Annotated in this window: 15 protein-coding genes; 13 read left to right on the forward strand and 2 right to left on the reverse strand. The window is 36.4% G+C overall.

From position 1 onward, the window contains the following. The first annotated feature begins 11 nt into the window (after nucleotides 1–11). Together deoD and Q0947_RS04905 are read left to right on the forward strand one after the other, a co-directional pair. Nucleotides 12–710: a purine-nucleoside phosphorylase gene (deoD, locus tag Q0947_RS04900; RefSeq protein ID WP_299392440.1), complete on the forward strand. Its 699-nt coding sequence runs from the start codon at nucleotides 12–14 to the stop codon at nucleotides 708–710. 24 nt (nucleotides 711–734) lie between these two features. Continuing rightward, complete coding sequence (locus Q0947_RS04905; RefSeq protein WP_299392445.1) at nucleotides 735–1244, forward strand: phosphoglycerate mutase family protein; 510 nt, start codon at nucleotides 735–737, stop codon at nucleotides 1242–1244. Here Q0947_RS04905 and Q0947_RS04910 read toward each other — a convergent pair. Next, nucleotides 1237–1998, reverse strand: coding sequence for a DUF6503 family protein (locus tag Q0947_RS04910; RefSeq protein WP_299392448.1), 762 nt, complete (start codon nucleotides 1996–1998; stop codon nucleotides 1237–1239). The two genes, Q0947_RS04905 and Q0947_RS04910, sit on opposite strands and share 8 nt — an antisense overlap. A gap of 90 nt (nucleotides 1999–2088) precedes the next feature. Between Q0947_RS04910 and smpB the strand changes: the two genes are divergently transcribed. Together smpB and Q0947_RS04920 are read left to right on the forward strand one after the other, a co-directional pair. Then, nucleotides 2089–2547 (forward strand): SsrA-binding protein SmpB, encoded by a 459-nt coding sequence (gene smpB, locus Q0947_RS04915; protein ID WP_299392813.1) that lies wholly within the window; start codon nucleotides 2089–2091, stop codon nucleotides 2545–2547. A 141-nt stretch (nucleotides 2548–2688) separates the two neighbouring features. Beyond that, complete coding sequence (locus Q0947_RS04920) at nucleotides 2689–5169, forward strand: DUF5686 and carboxypeptidase regulatory-like domain-containing protein (protein ID WP_299392453.1); 2481 nt, start codon at nucleotides 2689–2691, stop codon at nucleotides 5167–5169. A 288-nt stretch (nucleotides 5170–5457) separates the two neighbouring features. Here the strand turns inward: Q0947_RS04920 and Q0947_RS04925 are convergent, their stop codons facing one another. Then, nucleotides 5458–6099 carry a protein-L-isoaspartate(D-aspartate) O-methyltransferase gene (locus Q0947_RS04925; RefSeq protein ID WP_199599991.1) on the reverse strand — a complete coding sequence of 214 codons (642 nt, stop codon included), beginning with the start codon at nucleotides 6097–6099 and terminating at the stop codon, nucleotides 5458–5460. A 163-nt stretch (nucleotides 6100–6262) separates the two neighbouring features. Here Q0947_RS04925 and Q0947_RS04930 point away from each other — a divergent pair, with 163 nt between their 5' ends. The 9 genes from Q0947_RS04930 to Q0947_RS04970 all read left to right on the forward strand — a co-directional run bounded on the left by Q0947_RS04930 (nucleotide 6263) and on the right by Q0947_RS04970 (nucleotide 15816). After that, a complete protein-coding gene (locus tag Q0947_RS04930; RefSeq protein ID WP_299392462.1) occupies nucleotides 6263–7222 on the forward strand; it encodes a Gfo/Idh/MocA family oxidoreductase in 960 nt (319 codons plus the stop codon). A gap of 87 nt (nucleotides 7223–7309) precedes the next feature. Continuing rightward, nucleotides 7310–8197: a 3-hydroxybutyryl-CoA dehydrogenase gene (locus tag Q0947_RS04935; RefSeq protein ID WP_299392467.1), complete on the forward strand. Its 888-nt coding sequence runs from the start codon at nucleotides 7310–7312 to the stop codon at nucleotides 8195–8197. A gap of 73 nt (nucleotides 8198–8270) precedes the next feature. After that, nucleotides 8271–9509, forward strand: coding sequence for a DUF1015 domain-containing protein (locus tag Q0947_RS04940; protein WP_299392471.1), 1239 nt, complete (start codon nucleotides 8271–8273; stop codon nucleotides 9507–9509). A gap of 56 nt (nucleotides 9510–9565) precedes the next feature. Further along, nucleotides 9566–10234, forward strand: a complete 669-nt coding sequence (locus Q0947_RS04945) for a YggS family pyridoxal phosphate-dependent enzyme (RefSeq protein WP_299392475.1) — start codon at nucleotides 9566–9568, stop codon at nucleotides 10232–10234. A gap of 132 nt (nucleotides 10235–10366) precedes the next feature. Then, nucleotides 10367–11734 carry an exonuclease domain-containing protein gene (locus tag Q0947_RS04950; protein ID WP_299392818.1) on the forward strand — a complete coding sequence of 456 codons (1368 nt, stop codon included), beginning with the start codon at nucleotides 10367–10369 and terminating at the stop codon, nucleotides 11732–11734. Beyond that, nucleotides 11731–13689, forward strand: coding sequence for a DUF3857 domain-containing protein (locus tag Q0947_RS04955; protein WP_299392480.1), 1959 nt, complete (start codon nucleotides 11731–11733; stop codon nucleotides 13687–13689). The genes Q0947_RS04950 and Q0947_RS04955 overlap by 4 nt, the downstream gene beginning before the upstream one ends. A gap of 25 nt (nucleotides 13690–13714) precedes the next feature. Next, nucleotides 13715–14581 (forward strand): ion transporter, encoded by an 867-nt coding sequence (locus tag Q0947_RS04960; RefSeq protein WP_299392483.1) that lies wholly within the window; start codon nucleotides 13715–13717, stop codon nucleotides 14579–14581. A gap of 23 nt (nucleotides 14582–14604) precedes the next feature. Then, entirely contained in the window at nucleotides 14605–15513 is a 909-nt protein-coding gene (gene miaA / locus Q0947_RS04965) for a tRNA (adenosine(37)-N6)-dimethylallyltransferase MiaA (protein WP_299392485.1), read from the forward strand. A 111-nt stretch (nucleotides 15514–15624) separates the two neighbouring features. Continuing rightward, nucleotides 15625–15816 (forward strand): cold-shock protein, encoded by a 192-nt coding sequence (locus tag Q0947_RS04970; RefSeq protein WP_133758549.1) that lies wholly within the window; start codon nucleotides 15625–15627, stop codon nucleotides 15814–15816. The last annotated feature ends 12 nt before the right edge of the window (nucleotides 15817–15828 follow it).

Consider the following 15828-nt stretch of genomic DNA (forward strand, 5'->3'; position numbering starts at 1 on the left):
TAACACACCCCATGAGTATACATATTGCTGCTAAAAAAGGAGAAATTGCAGAAACAATTCTTCTCCCAGGAGATCCATTACGAGCAAAATGGATTGCCACTGAATATTTTGAATCACCTAAACTCTTTAATGATGTAAGGGGCATGTACGGTTATACCGGCACTTATAAAGGTAAACCCATCTCTACAATGGGCACAGGAATGGGCGTACCCAGCATTAGCCTTTATGCTCATGAACTGATTACTGAATATGGTGTCAAAAACTTAATACGAGTTGGCAGCGCAGGATCATACCAAAAAGACATCAAAATAAGGGATATCGTATTGGCCATGGCGGCTTCTTCTACCTCAGGCGTAAACAAATTACGATTTGGTGGTGCTGATTATGCGCCGACGGCCAATTTTGCACTCTTTAATAAAGCTATGGAGGTTGCAAAAACCAAGAACATCACCATAAAAGCTGGCAATGTCTTAACCAGTGATGAGTTTTATAATGATGATGAAGAAGCTTATAAAAAATGGTCTGAATTTGGAGTGCTATGTGTAGAAATGGAAACCTCCGGACTTTATACAGTGGCTGCCAAGCACAGAGTGAATGCTTTAAGCATTTTGACCATTTCCGATTCTTTGGTCACGGGTGAACACACAACTGCTGAGGAAAGAGAAAGTACTTTTAAAGAAATGATTGAAATTGCACTCGAATTAGCGTAAATTAACACTCTGATACCTTCTCTTATGTTTCGATCTTTTATAATTGTTTGCTTTACACTGTTCTCTTTAAATAGTTTTTCCCAATCGAAAAGCGCCACAGAAACCACGACCTACTATTTTATTCGTCATGCCGAAAAAGACCGCAGTGACACTTCTGAGAAAGATCCACACTTAACCGAAGTAGGTCATCAAAGAGCTCAAAATTGGAGTTCAATCTTTCAACACATTTCTTTTGACGCTGTCTATTCAACCAATTACCATCGCACCAAAGAAACAGGTCAACCCACTGCAGAAAAAAACAATCTTGAAATCACCATTTACAATACGAATACTTATTTTGATGAGGATTTCAAATCAGCTACAAAAGGCAAGACAGTCCTCGTGGTAGGCCATAGCAATACCATTCCGGAATTTGTTAACGCTGTGATTGGTTCAGAGAAATACGAACATATAGATGACGGCAACAATGGCAACCTCTATATTGTGACTTTAATTGGTGAGACAGTAAATGATATCGTGCTCACAATTAATTAAGCGGCTCTACAACTACATTTTGGAGCTCTATTTTTGAAAGAAGTTCAAGTTCATCCTTGTTAAACATCAAACCTATATCTTCAAAATTGAAATCCAACTGCGTTGATTTGTAATTGTTATAATCCACAAAACGCAAGCCATTCACTACCCTATCGTTATAAGCTTCTCTAAAACGATAGCCCATTCCCTCAAGTTCCTCATAAGAATAGGCCAGATAATCTACGTGATAAGAAGTCTTGTCAATCCAATATAAAAACTCATCCTCATAATCTTCACCCCCGCCGTCTTCAGAAAAAGTGACCTTTATTTTATGATAGTCTTTACCTTTTATGGCTTCCGTTCCCAAATATTCTTTATGCACAGCCTTCCCATCTAAACCATAAGGAAGTACTGAAAAATAATGTACAGAATTGACTGAAGCGCTATATAGTGACACCAGTGAATCCGATAGTTCTACTTTCACATCACGTTGATAGCGTTCAAATCCGTCGTTGTTCAGCACATCCTTAATCTGAGATACTGAATCTTTTAAATAACGTTCCAATTGAAATTTGCCGCCTTTTCGATGTGCCTTGTAATGGATGTCCCTAAAATCAAAACTAATATTGGAATACTTAAAAACATCGCCTCCAGCAACTTCTATGGATTTTGCAATGATCTCTTCAGCAGATTCAGTTGCAATGTTTTCCTTTTTCTCTTGCTTACAATTGAAAAGCGTTAACAGTAGGGTTAAAAAGAGAGCGTTTCGTAACATATTATTTTTTTTTATATGAATTAGCAAATTTAAAGATTACAGATGGGTCTTCTTTAAAAGTTATCGTAAATGTTTTACCTTTGGCTTCCTATGCAGAAAAACATTAACATACAAAATAGAAAAGCCCGGTTCCACTATGAACTGATGGATAAATATATAGCTGGCATCGTTTTAACGGGTACAGAAATAAAATCTATTAGAAGCGGTAAAGCTTCGATTGCTGAAAGTTTTTGTGAATTTAATGAAAAAGGTGAGCTTTTTGTCATCAACATGAACATTGAAGAGTATGCATTTGGAAATTACTACAACCACAGGCCAAAAGCTGAGCGCAAACTTCTGTTGAATAAAAGGGAGCTCAAATCCTTACATAAGGATGTTCAAACGAAAGGGTTTGCAATTATTCCACTACGCTTATTTATTAATGATAGAGGATTTGCTAAAGTAGAAATCGCTTTAGGAAAAGGTAAAAAACTCTACGATAAGCGAGATACCATTAGAGATCGTGAGAATAAAATCAACCTGGACAGGATTAAAAAAATCTACAAATAAGTAGTTTCCTTAAACAACAATGGGAATCAATAATTTAAGATTGTTATAACAAGCAAGCGTCCTTTTTATAGTTAAGTTTGAAAGACCTATGAATTGCGATTCCATAAGAATCAACGTAATGAGGCAATTAAAACTAACTAAATGACCAAAAATCTACTCACGCTTTTTTTTGTTTTTCTCAGTTTTCAAGCGTTTTCACAACTCAAAGGACGCATTACCGATCAAAATAACAGCCCACTACCTTTTGTGAATGTTTATATCGAAAACTCCTTTACAGGAACCACCAGTAATGATGAAGGCTATTATGAACTCAACCTCAGCAAACCTGACACTTACACCATTGTCTTCCAGTTTTTAGGCTATAAAACAGTTAAAAAAGAAGTCGAGATAACGCAATTTCCCTATCAATTAAATGCTACACTTAGTGAAGAGCAAATTTCACTAAATGAAGTGGTGATTAACGCTGATGAAAATCCGGCAGATATCATCATGAAAAAAGCCATCGCTTCTCGGAAAGCAAATCTGGAAAAGATAAATGCCTTTAAAGCAGATTTTTATTCCCGCGGATTGATTCGGATAAAAAATGCGCCTGAAAAGTTTTTTGGACAAGAAATGGACGATTTTCTAATAGGATTGGATTCGACAAGAAGTGGTATTTTATATTTATCTGAAACCATCTCAGAAATTGAATACCTACGCCCAAATAAACTCAAGGAAAAAATTATCGCTTCAAAAGTTAGTGGAGACAATAACGGTTTCAGTTTTAACACAGCGAGTGATGTCGATTTCAATTTTTATAACAACACTGTTGAATTGGGAAATCAAATCATTTCGCCAATTGCGGATTATGCTTTTAATTATTACAAGTATAAATTGGAAGGTGTTTTTTATGATGATAAAGGCAACCTCATCAACAAAATTAAGGTGATTCCGAGACGTGAAAACGATCGTATTTTTTCAGGAACCATCTATATTGTGGACAACCAATGGACTATTTATGCTTTGGAACTCGACATTACAGGGATTCAGGCACAAATTCCGCCAGCGGAAGTGATCACCATCACACAAAATTTCTCTTACTCTGATAAAGATCAACTTTGGGTCATCATTTCTCAGGGCATTGATTTTAGTTATTCCATGTTCGGTTTTAAAGGCGATGGACGCTACACAGCGGTTTATAGCAATTATAACTTCACTCCAGAACTCACAAAAAAATCATTCGGTAAGGAGATTTTATCATTTGCGAATGAAGCCAATAAAAAGGATTCCACCTATTGGAAAAGCATTCGGCCTGTGCCTTTAACTGACGAAGAAATCAGTGATTATTTAATAAAAGACAGTATTCAGACGGTTAGAGAATCAAAACCCTATCTCGATTCTATCGATGCCAAGAACAATCACTTTAAACTCCGAAACATAGTATTCGGTTATAGTCATCGCAATTCTTTTGAAGATTGGTCTATGGGCTATAGTTCACCGCTCTCCGATTTTCAGTTCAATACCGTTCAGGGTTATAATTCAAAATTAAATTTTTATTATCGAAAAAATGAAGACGAGTTCCGTCGGTACTTTTCTGCTAATGCAACCTTTCAATATGGCGTATCGGATGAGCGTTTAAGAGCTACAGCATCTTTCAGATACAAATTCAACAACATTAGTAAACCGTTTTTGACTCTTTCAGGCGGTGTACAAACACAACAATTTAATGAAGCGCAACCGATTTCACCACTGGTAAATTCAGTAAGTTCCTTGTTTTTTGAGAACAATTATCTGAAGCTCTATGACAAGAGTTTTGCAGAAGTGGGCTACTCTCAAGAAATATCGAATGGCATTAACTTGTACAGCAACTTGGCTTATGAGCGACGCAAAGCCTTGGTAAACACTACAGATCAAGTGTTTCTCAATGATCAGAACGACATTTACTCGAGTAACAATCCTCGAAACCCGAACGCTTTTGGTATTCCTGCTTTTGACACGCACCATATTCTAAAATTTAACCTCAATGCGCGTTTCAATTTTGGACAGGACTATTTGAGTTATCCGGACAGTAAGGTTAATATTCCAAATAGCAGTTACCCAACACTTTTTGTAGGGTATGAAAAGGGATTTTCTGCTTCAGAAAATCAGTATAATTTCGATCAGGTTAAAGTCCGATTGACGCAACGTTTTAATATAGGAAACAAAGGCGATTTTAAATACAACGTTAAGGCTGGGACATTTTTTAACGCAGATGACATCGGTTTCATGGATTATTACCATCCTAATGGAAATCAAACCCACATTGGAACATCAAGCACTTATTTAAACGTGTTCAACAATTTGCCGTATTACGCCCTGAGCACCAACAATTCTTATTTAGAAATGCACGCCGAACATGATTTCAAAGGTTTAATTTTAAGCAGGGTGCCATTGATCAACAAATTGAATTACAACCTAGTAATTGGCGCACATGCATTTTCAACAGAACATCAAAAACCGTATCAGGAGTTTTCTATTGGTATTGACAACATCGGTTTTAAGAAATTCAGATTTTTAAGAGTTGATTATGTGCGTTCTTATCAAAACGGGTATCAAGGTGACGCTGTGATATTTGGGTTGAAGTTTCTAAATATTATTGAATAATTTGGCAACCTCGAGTTTATTCCAAGAGTGTATCGATTGAAAAATGTCACCCACCTTGTCACTTCGAGTGTTTTTCAAGACCCTCAGGGATTGGAAAATGTATCGAGAAGCTAACAAAGAAATAATCAAAATCTACATGAACACGGTTCTCGATACATTTTAAACAGCTTTCATTCTGAAGCTATTTAAAACACTCGAACTGACCTCGATACACTTTAAACAGCTTTCATTCTGAAGCTATTCAAAACACTCGAACTGACATGATTTGATTTATTTTAAATGAAGGGCTTAATTTTTATCTTCCAATAGTGGCACAAATCGGAACTCACCAAATTCATGTTTCTCAAAATCTTTTGGTCCTTTTCTGATAAACAAAGTCATGGTTTGCACCTGATCTCCAACAGGAATTACCAATCGGCCACCAATTTTCAACTGACTCATCAAAGGTTTTGGAACAAATGGCGCTCCTGCCGTTACAATAATACTATCATATGGAGCCTCTTCCTTCAATCCTTTATAACCATCACCAAAAATGAGTTTTTTAGGACGATAGCCAAGTTTCGGCAAGAATTTACTCGTGATTTTAAACAACTCCAATTGACGTTCAATACTATAGACCTTCGCGCCCAACTCGCATAAAACTGCGGTTTGGTAGCCACTTCCTGTGCCTATTTCAAGAACATTATCTCCAGGTTTAATCTGCATTAGTTCCGTTTGAAAGGCTACAGTATAAGGTTGCGAGATAGTTTGATCAGCCGCAATAGGGAATGCTTTATCTTGATACGCATGATCCAAAAAGCTAGAATCCATAAATAGATGTCTTGGAATTTTACCGATTGCTTTAAGCACTTTTTCATCAGTAATTCCCTTATCCTTTACAATGCCAACAAGTTGCTGGCGCAAGCCTTTATGTTTAAATGTATCTTTCAAAGCGGTTGTGTTTGCTGGCTAAATTAACCCAAACAAAAGGAAGTTACAAGGATTTTTAGGAGATGTTTATCACCAAATCGTTCCGTTAATGGCGGAATACTTCCGTATATTATTTCTTTTTTCTGCCTTAAAAAAAGCTATTTTTGTATAAAACGTACAACCTATGTTAAAAGCAGGAGTTCTTGGTGCTGGTCATCTTGGAAAAATTCACTTACGCCTTCTAAATCAATCAGAAAAATATGATTTAGTTGGATTTTATGATGCTGATGAAACCAATGCCAAAAAGATTGAGGCAGAATTGGGATACAAATATTTTAATACCATTGAAGGCCTTATAGACGCTGTAGATGTTGTGGATATTGTGACCCCAACTTTATCTCATTATGACTGTGCTAAATTGGCCATTTCTAAAGGCAAGCACATTTTTATTGAAAAACCGATTACCAATACTGTTGAAGAAGCAGAAACCATCCGCACACTTGTGGCCGAAAACAATGTAAAAGGTCAAGTGGGACATGTGGAACGTTTCAATCCGGCCTTTACAGCAGTGAAACATCAAATTCACAATCCGATGTTTATCGAAACCCATCGATTGGCAGAATTTAATCCACGCGGAACCGATGTTCCTGTGGTGTTAGATTTAATGATCCATGATATCGATATTATATTGAGTGTCGTAAAATCGAAAGTCAAAAACATATCCGCAAGTGGTGTGTCTGTTATAAGTGACACGCCTGATATCGCCAACGCACGTATTGAATTTGAAAATGGCTGTGTTGCTAATTTAACGGCGAGTAGAATCTCTTTAAAAAACATGCGTAAGACACGTTTCTTCCAAAAGGACGCTTACATTTCTGTAGACTTTTTAGAGAAAAAGTGTGAAGTGGTTAAGATGAAAGATGCGCCAGCTAATCCTGGGGATTTCGATATGATCCTCCAAAATGCTGAAGGTGTGAAGAAACAAATCTATTTTGACAACCCTGATGTTGCTGATAATAATGCAATTTTGGACGAATTAGAAACCTTTGCAGACGCTATAAACAATAACACAAAACCAGTAGTTACTCTTCACGATGGCACCGAAGCGTTACGTGTAGCAACCATGATTATTGAACAATTTTAAGTTCAGAGCGTACTTGCTAAGCGCAATTCCGAATAATAAACTAACAAACAAGACTCCCTTTTTCAAGGGAATTAAAATAAAATTTTAATGAAAAATATAGCAGTAATTGGCGCAGGAACCATGGGCAATGGTATTGCGCACACCTTTGCACAAAGTGGATTTAACGTTCAACTGATTGACATCAGTGACGCGTCACTTAAAAGAGGAATTGACACCATCACGAACAATTTAGACCGTATGGTTGCCAAAGAAAAGATTAGTGAAACTCAAAAGAACGATACTTTAAGCAATATCACCACGTTTACTGATATGACTGAAGGTGTTAAAAACGCAGATTTAGTTGTAGAAGCAGCCACTGAAAATAGTGAGTTGAAACTTAAAATATTCAAACAATTGGACGAGGTTTGTTCAGCAGACACCATTTTGGCCACGAACACCTCCTCTATTTCAATTACGCAAATTGCGGCGGCAACTTCACGACCTAAACAGGTAATAGGAATGCACTTTATGAACCCTGTGCCAATTATGAAATTGGTAGAAATCATTCGTGGGTATAACACGAGCGATCAAGTGACCAAAACTATTATGGACCTTTCTAAAAAATTAGGAAAAGACCCTGTTGAAGTCAATGATTATCCAGGTTTCGTAGCTAACAGAATCCTTATGCCAATGCTTAATGAGTCTATTGAAACATTATATAATGGTGTTGCTGGTGTTACAGAAATTGATACCGTTATGAAATTAGGAATGGCGCATCCAATGGGTCCGTTACAATTGGCAGATTTTATCGGATTGGACGTTTGTCTTTCTATTTTGAATGTGATGTATGACGGCTTCAAAAACCCTAAATACGCACCTTGCCCACTATTGGTCAATATGGTTCGTGCAGGAAAATTAGGCGTAAAATCTGGTGAAGGTTTTTATGACTATTCTGAAAGTAGAAAAGCTGAAAACGTATCGAAACAATTTTTATAGTCGGAAATTTTCAGTGCTCTCCTTATGCGATTATTTTGCTGAGCACTAAATAACAACGACTAAAAACTATCTAATGGCAAATATCATCCCCTTTAAAGCAGTACGACCAACGCGAGACAAAGTGAGTTTAGTGGCGGCGCGTTCCTATCAAAGTTACACATTAGAGCAACGTGAGTCGCGCTTAAGGGATAATCCGTTTTCGTTTTTACACATTGTCAATCCAGGTTATAAATTTGACAAACAGATTTCTGGTGAAGCCCGATATAATTTGGTGAGAAATCGGTTTTTAGAATTTAAAGAAGATTCCATATTTATTCAAGACGAACAACCTTGTTATTATATTTATCAAATTACTGATAGAGATCAACAGGTATTTAATGGCATTGTGGCGGCGGCAAGTGCTCTCGATTATGAAAATGACGTGATTAGGAGACATGAAGACACTATTGAATTCCGTGAAGTTGTTTTTAAGGATTACCTTAAAACGGTCGGATTTAATGCTGAACCCGTGCTCCTCACCTATCCGGATAATGACGTTATAGCACAGATTATTGCAGAGGTTCAAAAGGAGCGTTCTGAATATGAATTTACAACAACATATAGAGACACGCACTTGCTTTGGAAGGTTGATGATGCATCTCAAATTCAAAAGATAGCACATGAATTTCAGCAAATGAAGACGGTTTATATTGCTGATGGGCATCATAGATCCTCGTCATCCTATTTGCTTTATAAAGATTTAAAGGATCAAAATCCACAGCATACCGGGAATGAACCCTATAACTATTTTATGAGTTATTTGATTCCTGAATCCGATTTGAAAATTCATGAATTCAACCGGGTAATCAAAGACCTGAACGGATTGACGAAAGAGGAATTCCTGATTCAATTGGATATGACGTATCGCATTGAAAACAGAGGTCAAACGCCTTATCATCCAACTAAAAAACACCATTTTAGCATGTATTTGGAAGGTGAATTCTATTCGCTATATTTGAGAAAAACGAGTTATAATTTTAAAACCTCGATAGATGCTTTGGATGCTCAAATTTTATATAAAACCATTCTAGATCCTATTTTAGAAATAAAAGATTTGAGAAACGACGATCGCATTGGTTATATCAACGGAAAGAAAGATATAGTATCCATGAAATCAGCTATCGATAATGGAAATTACAGGGTTGGTTTTGGTATGGTTCCTGTGTTCATTGAGGAAATGAAAACGATTGCTGATGACGGTTTTAAAATGCCACCTAAAAGCACGTTTATCGAACCAAAACTGAGATGTGGCGTCACGATTTATGAATTTTAAATTAAAACCTGTTTGTAGAGAAATACCAATTTCACTACAAACACAAATTTATTGAAATGAGTATACAAGAGAATCTTCAACATATAAAAGCATCACTACCGGAACATGTCACCTTAGTGGCGGTATCAAAAACTAAACCGGTTAATGAAATCATGGAAGCTTATGATGCTGGGCAACGCATTTTTGGAGAGAACAAAATCCAGGAAATGGTCGATAAAGAAGCCCAAATGCCAAAAGACATTCAATGGCATATGATTGGCCATGTACAGCGCAATAAAGTGAAATATATGGCGGAATTTGTCAGCCTCATCCATGGGGTTGATAATTTTAAACTTTTAAGGGAGATCAACAAACAAGCGAAAAAACACAATAGAACAATCAAGTGTTTGCTTCAGATTAAAATTGCAGATGAGGACACTAAATTTGGTATGACATCTCAAGAAGCGCAGCAGATTTTACAATCTGATGAATTTTCAGAATTGAAAAACATATCAATTGAAGGCGTTATGGGAATGGCAACATTTACGGATGATGAACAGCAAATTAAAAACGAATTTGATAGATTAAAATCCATTTTTGAAGCGCTTAAAAATCTGGATATTGAAGGCAGCAACTTCAACACTGTAAGTATGGGCATGAGTGGTGATTACCAAACTGCAATTGCGTGTGGCAGCACCATGGTTAGGGTCGGAAGTAGTATCTTTGGAGAACGCAATTATGATTAATCTGGTTGATTTATCAAAAAACAGACCACTCATTTAGCCACTGACAAGCATTATAAACATTAATAAAAGTATCATTCTTTTGTCATATTTCATTAGAAAAACAAAACGAAGATCACATAAAACATCACGCTCATTTACGCAATATTAGACATAGAAACCACTGGCGGTAAATTCAATGAAGAAGGAATCACTGAAATCGCTATATACAAATTTGACGGCCACACCGTGGTAGATCAATTTATCAGCTTGGTGAATCCGGAACGGGAAATCCAACCTTTTGTAGTTAATTTAACGGGGATTAACAGTAATATGCTTCGCACAGCTCCTAAGTTTTATGAAGTAGCGAAACGCATTGTTGAAATCACGGAAGACTGCATAATTGTTGCCCATAATTCCGAATTTGACTATCGCATTCTACGTACGGAGTTCAGCAGACTCGGATTTGATTTTGAGCGTAAAACGCTTTGTACAGTTGAGCTTTCAAAACAAATTATGCCGGAGCAGGAATCCTATAGTTTGGGTAAACTTACCAGGGCCTTAGGAATCCCAGTAAGTGATAGACACCGTGCTTCTGGAGATGCATTAGCGACTGTAAAACTATTTAAAATTTTACTGGCTAAAGATCTCAGCAAGCAAATTATTCAAGATGCCGTAAAAGCGGAACCTAAATACAAACTGTCCACCAATCATAAGCACATAATTGACGATATACCGTCCATAACTGGTGTGTATTACCTTCATGACACTTATGGTAAAATCATATTTATAGGTAAGAGCAAGAATATTAAAAACCGAGTAAATCAGCATTTTACGAGTTCAAGTCCGAAATCAAAAAAACTGCAGAAACAAGTGGCCGCCGTCACTTATGAAGCTACCGGGAGTGAATTAGTAGCATTACTTAAGGAAAGTGCTGAAATTAAAAGAAACAAACCTTCTTTTAATCGCTCCTTGAGAAAAAATTCGTTTACTCATGCCCTATATAGTTTTGTAGATGCTAATGGTTATATTAATTTGAAAGTTGAAGCCGCAGATGGCAGAAAGAAAGCCATTACTACATTTACCAATTATCAAAGTGGGAAGCAATTTTTACTGAACATGATTGAAAAATTTAACCTCTGCCCTAAGTTGGTGGGGTTAGATGCTACAAAAAAAGCGTGCTACAAATATGCAAATAACGAATGTGAAGGCGCTTGTATTGAAGAAGAATCGGCAGAAGCATATAACCTTAGAGTTCAGGAAGTCATAACCGCGAACAGTTTTGACAATCAAAATTTCATTCTAATTGATAAAGGTCGTGCGGTTGATGAACATAGTGTGCTTCTTATTGAAAATGGTATTTTTAAAGGTCTTGGTTATTACGACCTCAATTATCAAATTACCAATAGGAAAGTTCTGGAATCCATTATTACACCAATGGAAAACAATAGAGATACCTTGCACATTATTCAAAGTTTTCTCAGAAAAAATAAACAGATTAAACGCATCAACCTAACTGAATGAAACACCTCTGCCTTGCCTCGTTCCTCCTACTTACCTCATTTGCCTTTTCACAATCAACGTTTAATGCTGACACCTATTCTGTTAGTAGAAATGATATTGCTACCAACACCTATACAAATGATTCTACTGCCGCTGCATTAGTAATTTATGAATATGGCAATAGTTACATTGATCGGGATACTTACACTCTTAAAACGGAGATTAAGAAAAAAGTAAAAATTTTAAATAGAAATGGCTTTGACAGGGCCACAGAAACTATATATCTCTACAATAACTCTAAGGGCAAAGAAAAGGTGTCTAAAATTTTTGCGACCACTTATAATTTAGAAAAAGGTGCGATTACAAAAACAGAACTCAAGCGTAATGAGATTTTTGAAGAACACTATAATGATCAATACACATTGGTGAAATTTACCCTGCCTAATATTAAAGAAGGATCAGTAGTGACTTATAGTTATCAGTTGGAAACTCCGTTTATTTACAAATATCATCCGTGGGAATTTCAGGACGATATTCCGAAACTATACAGTGAATACAACACTAGTATACCTGGTAATTATGACTACCATATTAAGTTAGTAGGCACTCAAAAATTAGACAAATCAGAATCTAAAATCGTTAAGAACTGTCTTAGCGCGTTCAATGGATCCACTGCAGATTGTGCGAATACAATTTATGTAATGACCAATATTCCTGCTTTTATAGAGGAAGATTACATGACTGCCAAAACAAATTATCTTTCAAGATTAGAGTATGAACTTAAAGTGCTTAGAGGTTTTGATGGCCATGTAGATAACATCACAAAATCGTGGAAAGATGCCGATAACGAGCTCAGATCAGATCCAAACATAGGAAGGCAATTACGAAAGAGCACATCATTAAAAGAAGAGGTAGCTAACCTTTTAACAGACACTCAAAACAGCTTCACCGTTGCAAAAGAGCTCTATACATATGTGCAAAACAACTACACATGGAATGGCGATCATAAAATATTCTCGGATGTTTCGATCAAAAATTTAATAAAAATGAAATCCGGAAACGTATCAGACATTAATATTCTACTCCACAACCTGCTCGACGAATATGGCATTGATGTCAAACCTGTCTTGTTGTCAACAAGGGAGAACGGGCTGCCTACGCAGCTGTTTCCTATAATTTCTGAGTTTAATTATCTTATCGTTCAAGCCAATATTAATGGCGAAACCTATTTATTGGACGCTACTGACCCCTATTTAGGATTTGGAGAATTGCCTTTTAAATGTTTGAACCATTATGGGCGTCTCTTAGATTTTGACCATGGCAGTTCATGGGTTCCTATTGAAGCCAGCATCCCGTCTAGCACCCATTATCAAGTAGACCTTAAAGTATTAGGCGAAACGGTAAAAGGAGACGTAAAAGCGCGGTATATAGGCTATGATGCACTGAGCAGAAAGAAAGCATTCTTTGCAAATAAGAATGACTATATCAATCATAACGCTGATCGTCAATCTGAAATTACGGTAACAAACCATGACGTACAAGTCTCAGATAAAAATTCAGAAAAGTTTCACGAAACCTTTGATATCACCTTGAATGATAGCAATATCACTCAAGATATGGTCTATCTAAATCCATTTATTTTTAAATTTTTTACAGAAAATCCGTTTAAACTGCAACAACGCACATATCCAATAGATTTTGGTCATAAAAAATCATACCTATACAGTGTTCAAATAGATTTTGGAGACACCTACGACATTGTTGAAGTACCAAAACCAATCCAAGCCAAACTGCCAAATGATGGTGGAGATATCATCTTAAACACTACGGTAAACGCACAAAAATTAATGTTGTTCTTTAAGTTTAGTCTAAAAAACAGCTTATATGATCCTGAGCATTATGAATTGTTTAAACAATACCTAAACAAGGTATTGGAGGTGCAGCAAAATTCATTAGTCGTATTAAGGAAGAAATAGGCATTCTTTTAGTATTTTTGAAGCTATGCGTGATAAAAATCAAAAACGAGATTGGAGGTTTAGACTTCATGAAATTATCTATGAAGCTGATACGCCAACGGGTAAGCTATTTGATGTCGTTTTACTTATAACGATCATCGCAAGTATTCTATTTGTAATGTTAGAAAGCGTCAAGGAGTTTGATGCCCAGTACCACTCTTTTTTGAACATTGCAGAATGGATTGTTACCATCATTTTTACAATAGAATACATTCTTAGAATAATATCCGTAAAAAAGCCATGGAGCTATATTTTCAGCTTATATGGAATTATAGATTTTCTATCCACAATTCCAAAGTACCTATCCTTAATTTTTATGGGTACGCAAGTATTGATAGCGCTTCGTGCACTGCGACTTCTTAGAGTCTTCCGGATTTTAAAATTGGCAAGATATGTTGGCGCATCCAACTTATTGGCCAATTCCTTAAAAGCGAGTCGCGCAAAAATTCTAGTGTTTCTATTTACGGTTTTAATTGTGAGCGTCATATTTGGTACGATCATGTATTTTGTTGAAGGCGATCAAAGTGGCTTTACCAGCATCCCAGTGAGTGTGTATTGGAGTATTGTTACCTTAACAACGGTAGGTTTTGGAGATATAGCACCTGTAACACCTATCGGGCAATTTATAGCCTCCATGATTATGATTTTAGGTTATGGTATTATTGCTGTTCCTACAGGCATTGTATCGGCAGAATATGCCGCGCAACACAGAGGCCAACTACCTCACATTCCTCAATCAGATCCACAAGTTGATATGAACACTGAGGCCTGCCCTAATTGCTCTGCTGAAAGACATAAGGATAAGGCTAAGTACTGTTACAATTGCGGCCATATCTTAAATGACCGTGTTTAAAATCTAATGAAAAGTAAATTTCTGTGAATCAAAAATATCTCATCAGTATTATTGGGCCTACGGCTATTGGTAAAACCAGTTTAAGTATTGCCGTTGCAAACCACTTTAAAACTGAAATTATCTCTGTCGATTCACGACAATTTTATAAGGAGATGCAGATTGGTACTGCAGCACCAAGCATTGCGGAACTAAATGCAGCGCCGCATCATTTTATTCACCATAAATCTATTTTGGAAGATTATAATGTTGGAGCCTTCGAAAAAGATGCACTCAAGAAATTGGAGGAACTTTTCGAGAACCATACTTATGTAGTTATGGTTGGTGGCTCCGGACTTTATATTGATGCCGTTACGAAAGGACTGGATGAATTCCCTCAAGTAGATCCTGCAATCCGTGAAGAATTAAACGCAGAACTTGACTCACTGGGTTTGGAACATCTACAAAACATGCTCAAAACTTTAGATCCAAAATCGTTCGAAACTATTGCCATAGATAATCCGCATCGGGTTATTAGGGCACTAGAAATTTCTATAGGCAGTGGTCAACCCTATTCTTCATTTTTGAATAAAGACAAGGCGAAACGCAGTTTTAAGACGATTACCATTGGCCTGACAGCAGAACGACCGATCATTTATGACCGGATTAATAGACGTGTTGACATTATGATGGAAGAAGGATTGTTGGAAGAAGTAAAAAATCTTCATCACCTACAACATCTAAACGCACTTAATACGGTTGGCTATAGTGAATTGTTTAAATATCTGGATGGCGAATGGACTTTAGAGTTTGCAGTGTCTGAAATCAAAAAAAACTCCAGAAGGTTCGCGAAACGGCAATTGACTTGGTTCAAAAAGAAAGAAAATACACACTGGTTTGATTACCAAACTTCGTTAGATAAAGTCCTAGAAACCATTGCAGTTGAAACAAATTAGCGCTTCCATTTTGTAGAGCAGAAAAATTAATAATTCAAATTAAATTTGAAAACTCCTGTTTTTCAATTAATTAATCCTATCTTTGTCGCTTAATTAACATTAATATTTATTATGAATAAAGGTACCGTAAAATTCTTCAATGACGCTAAAGGTTTTGGTTTTATTACTGAAGAAGGAAACAACAACGAACATTTTGTACACATTTCTGGTTTAATCGACGAAGTTCGTGAAGGTGATGCTGTGGAATTTGATTTGACAGAAGGAAAAAAAGGTTTGAACGCAGTAAACGTAAGAGTTATATAATCGCTTCAATTT

This window comes from uncultured Gelidibacter sp. (assembly GCF_947500795.1).
Classification (GTDB): Bacteria; Bacteroidota; Bacteroidia; order Flavobacteriales; family Flavobacteriaceae; genus Gelidibacter.